The following is a 6,293-nucleotide window of genomic DNA, read 5'->3' as shown; positions in this document are numbered from 1 at the left end:
GGCGAAGCCTCCCTATTCCCTACTCTCCATTTTTTACGATCCATCCTGACCGAGCAGAGGTCAGGGATGCGTGGGCGAAGCCTCCCTATTCCCTACTCTCCATTTTTTACGATCCATCCTGACCGAGCAGAGGTCAGGGATGCGTGGGCGAAGCCTCCCTATTCCCTACTCTCCATTTTTTACGATCCATCCTGACCGAGCAGAGGTCAGGGATATTTAAGCATGGGTCAAATCTTGCTGTCTCATGTATTTTTTTCACCCTTGATTGATCATCTAAATTAAGGTAGATAGTTGCCCTCTCGAAACTCTCAAAATGTGAACCTACATCATTTTTCACGCCAGCCTTGACTGAGACTTATAGAATCGGCATGTTCTGTGGGCAAAGGCTACACCTATCGGAGTAGAGAGGGGATCCCTGAGAAGCGATAAGCCCTGTCAGTTGTGCAGATTCGTAAATACATCGTCTGGCAAGATCAACACAGTTGTATTTATTTCTCATCGTTTCGAATCATGAAATTGATTGTATTTCCTGCCGATCTGATTTCTCATTACCGATAGCAATGTGTTATTTGTTTGCAATATCGACCTCAGCTCAAAACAAAATCCTTACCTTGACATCTGATAGGAGACTACTATGAGTGGCGAAAGCAAATGCCCCTTTATGAGCGGAGTGCAGAAGGCCACAGCCGGCCATGGCACCTCCAATCGAGACTGGTGGCCCAATCGGCTGAATCTGGCCATTCTCCGGCAGCACTCATCTAAGTCCAATCCCTTGGGTGAGTCTTTTAACTATGCTGAGGCGTTCAAAAGCCTTGACTATGCTGCCCTGAAGGCAGATCTGTTCGAGCTGATGACCCACTCCCAGGACTGGTGGCCTGCCGACTATGGTCACTACGGGCCGCTCTTTATTCGCATGGCCTGGCACAGCGCCGGTACCTATCGAATTGGGGATGGTCGCGGCGGTGGTGGTACGGGTAACCAGCGTTTTGCCCCCATTAACAGTTGGCCCGATAATGCCAACCTCGACAAAGCTCGTATGCTCCTTTGGCCGATCAAACAGAAATACGGCCAGAAAATCTCCTGGGCGGATCTGATGATCCTGGCGGGCAACTGCGCGTTGGAGTCGATGGGCTTCAAAACTTTGGGCTTTGCCGGTGGACGCCCGGACATTTGGGAGCCGGAAGAAGACATCTACTGGGGATCCGAAGGGGAATGGCTGGCGGACAAGCGCTACTCCGGTGACCGCCAACTGGAAGATCCACTGGCGGCGGTGCAGATGGGCCTGATCTATGTGAACCCAGAAGGGCCAAATGGCAATCCTGACCCGGTAGCGGCGGGTCGAGATATTCGGGAAACCTTTGGGCGGATGGCCATGAACGACGAAGAGACGGTTGCCCTCACCGTCGGTGGACATACCTTCGGCAAATGCCACGGGGCGGGGGATAAATCCCTAGTCGGCCCGGATCCGGAAGGCGCCAGCATCGAAGCGCAGGGGCTGGGCTGGATGAGTCAGTTTGGTTCCGGCAAAGGCCCGGATACGATCACCAGTGGCATCGAAGGGGCCTGGACCACCAACCCGATCCGGTGGGACAACAACTACCTGGAGAACCTGTTTGGCTACGAGTGGGAGCTGGTGAGAAGCCCTGCCGGAGCCTATCAGTGGACCCCCAAGGATGGTGCGGGTGCAGGTACCGTGCCCGATGCCCATGATCCCAACAAGCGCCATGCCCCGATCATGACCACGGCAGATATGGCGATGCGCATGGATCCCGTCTATGAGCCGATTGCCAGACGTTTCCTGGAGCACCCCGAGGAGCTGGAACTGGCCTTTGCGCGGGCCTGGTTTAAGCTGACCCACCGCGATATGGGGCCGCGATCCCGCTATCTTGGGCCGGAAGTCCCGGCAGAGGAGTTTCTCTGGCAGGATCCGGTACCCCCGGTTACCCATGAATTGATCGATGAGCAGGATATCGCTGCTCTTAAGGGCAAGATCCTCGCCTCAGGGCTGTCGGTCTCTCAACTGGTCTCGACCGCTTGGGCCTCAGCCTCCACCTTCCGGGGATCCGATATGCGCGGTGGCGCCAACGGAGCACGGATTCGACTGGCCCCCCAGAAGGATTGGGAGGTGAACCAACCGGCCCAACTGGCAAGGGTGCTACAGACCCTAGAAGGGATCCAACAGGAGTTCAACAGCTCCCAGTCGGGTGGCAAGCGGGTTTCGCTGGCTGACCTGATCGTGCTGGGTGGGTGTGCCGGTGTGGAGCAGGCGGCCAAGAAGGCTGGCTACGATATCACGGTACCCTTCAAGCCAGGGCGGACGGATGCCTCTCAGGAGCAGACGGATGTGGAGTCCTTTGCAGTCCTAGAGCCCAAGGCGGATGGGTTCCGCAATTACCTGAAAGCGGGCCTAACCCTTTCGGCAGAGGAGTTGCTGGTGGATCGGGCCCAATTGCTAACCCTGACGGCGCCGGAGATGACGGTGCTGGTGGGGGGTCTGCGGGTTCTCAATACCAATGTGGGGGGCACTCGGCATGGGGTTTTCACCCAGCGACCCGAAGCCTTGACTCATGACTTCTTCGTGAACCTGCTGGATTTGGGCACCACCTGGCGGGCGACCTCTGAGGCGCAAGATGTGTTTGAGGGGCGGGATCGCAAAACCGGGGCACTGAAGTGGACGGGCACCCGGGTTGATCTTATTTTTGGCTCCAACTCAGAGCTGCGCGCCCTGGCGGAGGTGTATGCCTGTGCTGACTCAGAACCCAAGTTTGTGCAGGATTTTGTGGCGGCCTGGGACAAGGTGATGAACCTGGATCGGTTTGACCTGGCCTAGGGTTGGGGCCGCCAGGGCCAATTCTGAGGGTAGGTCAACGCTAGAGACCGTTACCGGGATCCCTTGGCAAGAACACCCCGATTCTGGGAAACGATTCTGGGAAACAAGAGTACGGTGCCGCTGTGGGTTGTCTGCAGCAGGGATCCCTGCCTGACCACAACCTTGCTCGGCGCACTCTCACCAGTGGTTTGTGAAAGGGCTGTAAAGTGGTGTCATTCAGGGTGCTAGGCACCGCTGCACAAACGGAATCTGCGGAGTTCTCTCGATGGGCCAGGAGATCGCCTCCCTCAACTTTAGTGCGGAAGATTTCGCGGATTTTACCGTTCAACTGCAGCAGGAGACCGACCTGCTCGCCCGTTGGTTGGCGGGATCCTCAGAGTTGGATTCGGCTTGTCAACCGTTTGCGCAGGGATCCCTGGTGGGTGGGTTTGAGCTGGAAGCCTGGTTGATCACCCCCACAGGGGATCCCCACCCGATTAACCAGTCTTACCTGGAAGCCGTGAATAACCCGCTGGTGGTGCCGGAGCTGGCCCAGTTCAATGTGGAGATCAACAGCCAGCCGCAGGTGTTGACCGGATCTGCCCTGCACCAGTTTCACCAAGAACTCAGCCAAACCTGGGAGCACTGTTGCCAAGTGGCTGACCAATTGGAATCGGGGTTGATCATGATCGGCATTTTGCCCACGGTGCGGCAAGAACAGCTCACCCTGGCGATGATCTCCCCCCGCAAGCGGTACTTCGCCCTCAACGAGCAGATCCTGAAGCTCCACCAACACCGGCAAGGTCTCCTTGGGCTAGATATTCAAGGGATGGCGACTACTGACGCTGGGGGAGAGCATGATCACCTGCGGATTCTGCACCCCGACATCATGCTGGAGGCCGCCACCACTTCTTTTCAAATCCATTTGCAAGTTCCTCCAGATCAAGCCGCTCGCTTCTTCAATGCATCTTTGATTTTGGCGGCGCCACTGGTGGCGGTTGGAGCCAATTCTCCTTATCTGTTCGGGAAAAATTTGTGGGCAGAAACCCGTATCCCTGTGTTTGAACAGGCTTTGGATGGGCCACCGCCCCTTTCCCCTACCCACTACCCCCGCGTCACCCTCGGACAAGGCTATGTGCAGGGATCCCTGATGGAATTGTTTTTGGAAAATCTGCGGCACTACCCGGTGCTGCTGCCGCAAAAATTGGGATCCCCGCCGTCGGAACTGGCCCATCTGCGTCTACACAACGGCACCATCTGGCGCTGGAATCGCCCTTTGATCGGGTTGGATCCCGTTCCCCATGTGCGTATCGAGCAGCGAGTGGTGGCGGCGGGGCCAACGATACCGGACATGATCGCCAATGCCGCCCTTTACTTCGGGTTGACCCAAGCCTTGGGATCCCAAGCGGTTCCCCCCGAACAGGATCTGAGCTTTGAGCAATGCCGAGCTAATTTTTATGCTGCCGCCCGACTGGGATTGGAGGCCCCGATCACCTGGTTAAACGGATGGCAGGGATCCCTGCAGCAGTTGCTGCTCAAGGAACTAATCCCGTTGGCTGCCGAGGGGTTGGCCGACCTGAACTTCGCCCAAGCTGATATAGAGGAATACCTGGGGATTATCCGTGCCCGTACCGAATCGGGACAAAATGGAGCCACTTGGCAGCGTCGCTATGTCGCCCGCCATGGTAAAGATATGCAACAATTAACCTGTGCCTACTGGGAACGGCAACGCCAAGGTCGTCCAGTACACACTTGGGATCTGACTTAATGGGGATCTGCAATTGGGATCCGACCGAGAAAGGGGAGTGACATCCAAAACTGAATCACGCTCCCTCCCCCCAGAATTTCCTCGCCAAGCTCAGTTCAAGCATTCTGAAGCAATGGGTGCTTAGCCGAACAATATGCTCACCGTCCTTGACCACTTACCTGACGCACTTCTGGATCTGGATGCTCATCAGCTCTACGACCGATTGAGTGGACCGACCTTAATTCATCTGTCGGGGCGGCGGGATCCGGCTCTGTTTGTGTCGGTTCTGTTACATGGCAATGAAGTCACCGGCTGGCAAGCGATTCAGCGACTTTTGAGCCGCTATACGCAACGGGAATTGCCTCGTTCTCTGTCCCTGTTTATTGGTAATGTTCAGGCGGCTAGCCAGGGGCAACGGCGCTTAGACGGCCAACCAGACTACAACCGTATTTGGGGCCCCGGTTCCACTCCCGAACATGCGATGGCACAAGCGGTGATCCAGCAAATGCAGCAACGGGGAGTGTTCGCCAGCATTGATATTCACAACAACACTGGCACCAACCCTCACTACGCCTGTGTCAATCACCTCGATGCCCCTAGCTTACACCTGGCCGGATTGTTTGGTCGTACCGTCCTGTATTTCACCAAGCCGGAAGGGGTTCAAAGTATGGCCTTTGGTCACTTTTGTCCGGCGGTAACCTTGGAGTGCGGCAAACCGGATCACCCCCACGGCACCCAACATGCCTACGAATTTTTAGAAGCTTGCTTACATTTGTCCGGGATCCCGCAGCGGCCCGTCCTGAGCCAAGATATTGACCTGTTTCACAGTGTGGCCATCGTAAAAATCCCTGACCAAGTGAGTTTTAGTTTCGGAGATGCGGAGACCCTGCAAAGCAACGGCGGATCCCAAGCTCACATTTGCTTTCCTCCAGATTTGGATCATCTTAATTTTCAGGAGATCCCCCCCCATACCCGTATTGGCTGGACGAACAATGGCTTCCATCTGGATGTACAAAATGAGCAGGGTCAGGATGTGGCGGATCGCTTCTTTTATGCCCAGGATGGCGAAATTCGCACCGCTGTACCCCTGATGCCGGGCATGTTGACCTTGAATAGCCGCATCATTCGCCAAGACTGTCTTTGCTACTTGATGGAGCGTTATCCTTGGGTGAGTTGAGGTTTGCTGAAGTTCACAGATCCCGGCAACTGACAAGACCACTGACACCTTCATTGCGCCTGTGGCTATGCAGGAACAAAACCCCCATCAAAATCTCCGGGGTACTCCCGCCACAGTGTAGCTTGGCAGTGATGGGGGATAGGAGAGGCAATTGATGGGGTATGCGCTTCGCGCAGGCTGCGCCAACGATGCCCCGGAGATTGCCTGACCTGGAGTCATGACACTAAGCTACGCTGACCCTGTGATACTCACTTACCAGTACAAACTTAACCCGACCGACAGCCAAGCTTTGACCCTAGAAACCTGGGGTGAATTGTTGCGGCGGCACTGGAACTATGCGTTGGGTCAACGACTGGACTGGCTAAATCGAACCCGTTGTCCCATTGACCGTTGCAGCATTGTTTCTGAGCCCGTTGGGGAGGTACCGGACGAGGTTGATTACTACACCCAAGCATCGGAGTTACGCGCCACTAAAGAACAATTTCCCGAATACAAAGACATCTATGCGGATTGCCAGCAGCAAAACCTGATGCGACTGGACAAAGCCTGGAAACGCTGGA

Annotated in this window: 4 protein-coding genes; all 4 read left to right on the top strand. The window is 55.8% G+C overall.

Annotated features, from left to right (window positions below; genetic code table 11):
* The first annotated feature begins 634 nt into the window (after positions 1–634).
* The gene (gene katG, locus JX360_RS03280; protein ID WP_279611207.1) at positions 635–2,830 is read left to right on the top strand and encodes a catalase/peroxidase HPI; all 2,196 of its coding nucleotides are present in this window, start codon (positions 635–637) and stop codon (positions 2,828–2,830) included.
* 265 nt (positions 2,831–3,095) lie between these two features.
* Positions 3,096–4,577 (top strand): glutamate-cysteine ligase family protein, encoded by a 1,482-nt coding sequence (locus JX360_RS03275; RefSeq protein ID WP_244349152.1) that lies wholly within the window; start codon positions 3,096–3,098, stop codon positions 4,575–4,577.
* A 133-nt stretch (positions 4,578–4,710) separates the two neighbouring features.
* Positions 4,711–5,733 carry a M14 family metallopeptidase gene (locus JX360_RS03270; RefSeq protein ID WP_244349151.1) on the top strand — a complete coding sequence of 341 codons (1,023 nt, stop codon included), beginning with the start codon at positions 4,711–4,713 and terminating at the stop codon, positions 5,731–5,733.
* Between the two features lie 241 nt (positions 5,734–5,974).
* Positions 5,975–6,293 (top strand): helix-turn-helix domain-containing protein (locus JX360_RS03265; protein ID WP_425244350.1); only part of this gene is annotated, 319 nt, incomplete at its 3' end.

Source organism: Thermostichus vulcanus str. 'Rupite' (genome assembly GCF_022848905.1).
Taxonomy (GTDB): domain Bacteria; phylum Cyanobacteriota; class Cyanobacteriia; order Thermostichales; family Thermostichaceae; genus Thermostichus; species Thermostichus vulcanus_A.
This window is presented reverse-complemented; position numbering and strand designations above follow the sequence as displayed.

Coding starts and splice junctions, on each gene's coding strand:
- katG (WP_279611207.1), top strand. CDS start 635: ATGAGTGGCGAAAGCAAATGCCCCTTTATGAGCGGAGTGCAGAAGGCC.
- JX360_RS03275 (WP_244349152.1), top strand. CDS start 3,096: ATGGGCCAGGAGATCGCCTCCCTCAACTTTAGTGCGGAAGATTTCGCG.
- JX360_RS03270 (WP_244349151.1), top strand. CDS start 4,711: ATGCTCACCGTCCTTGACCACTTACCTGACGCACTTCTGGATCTGGAT.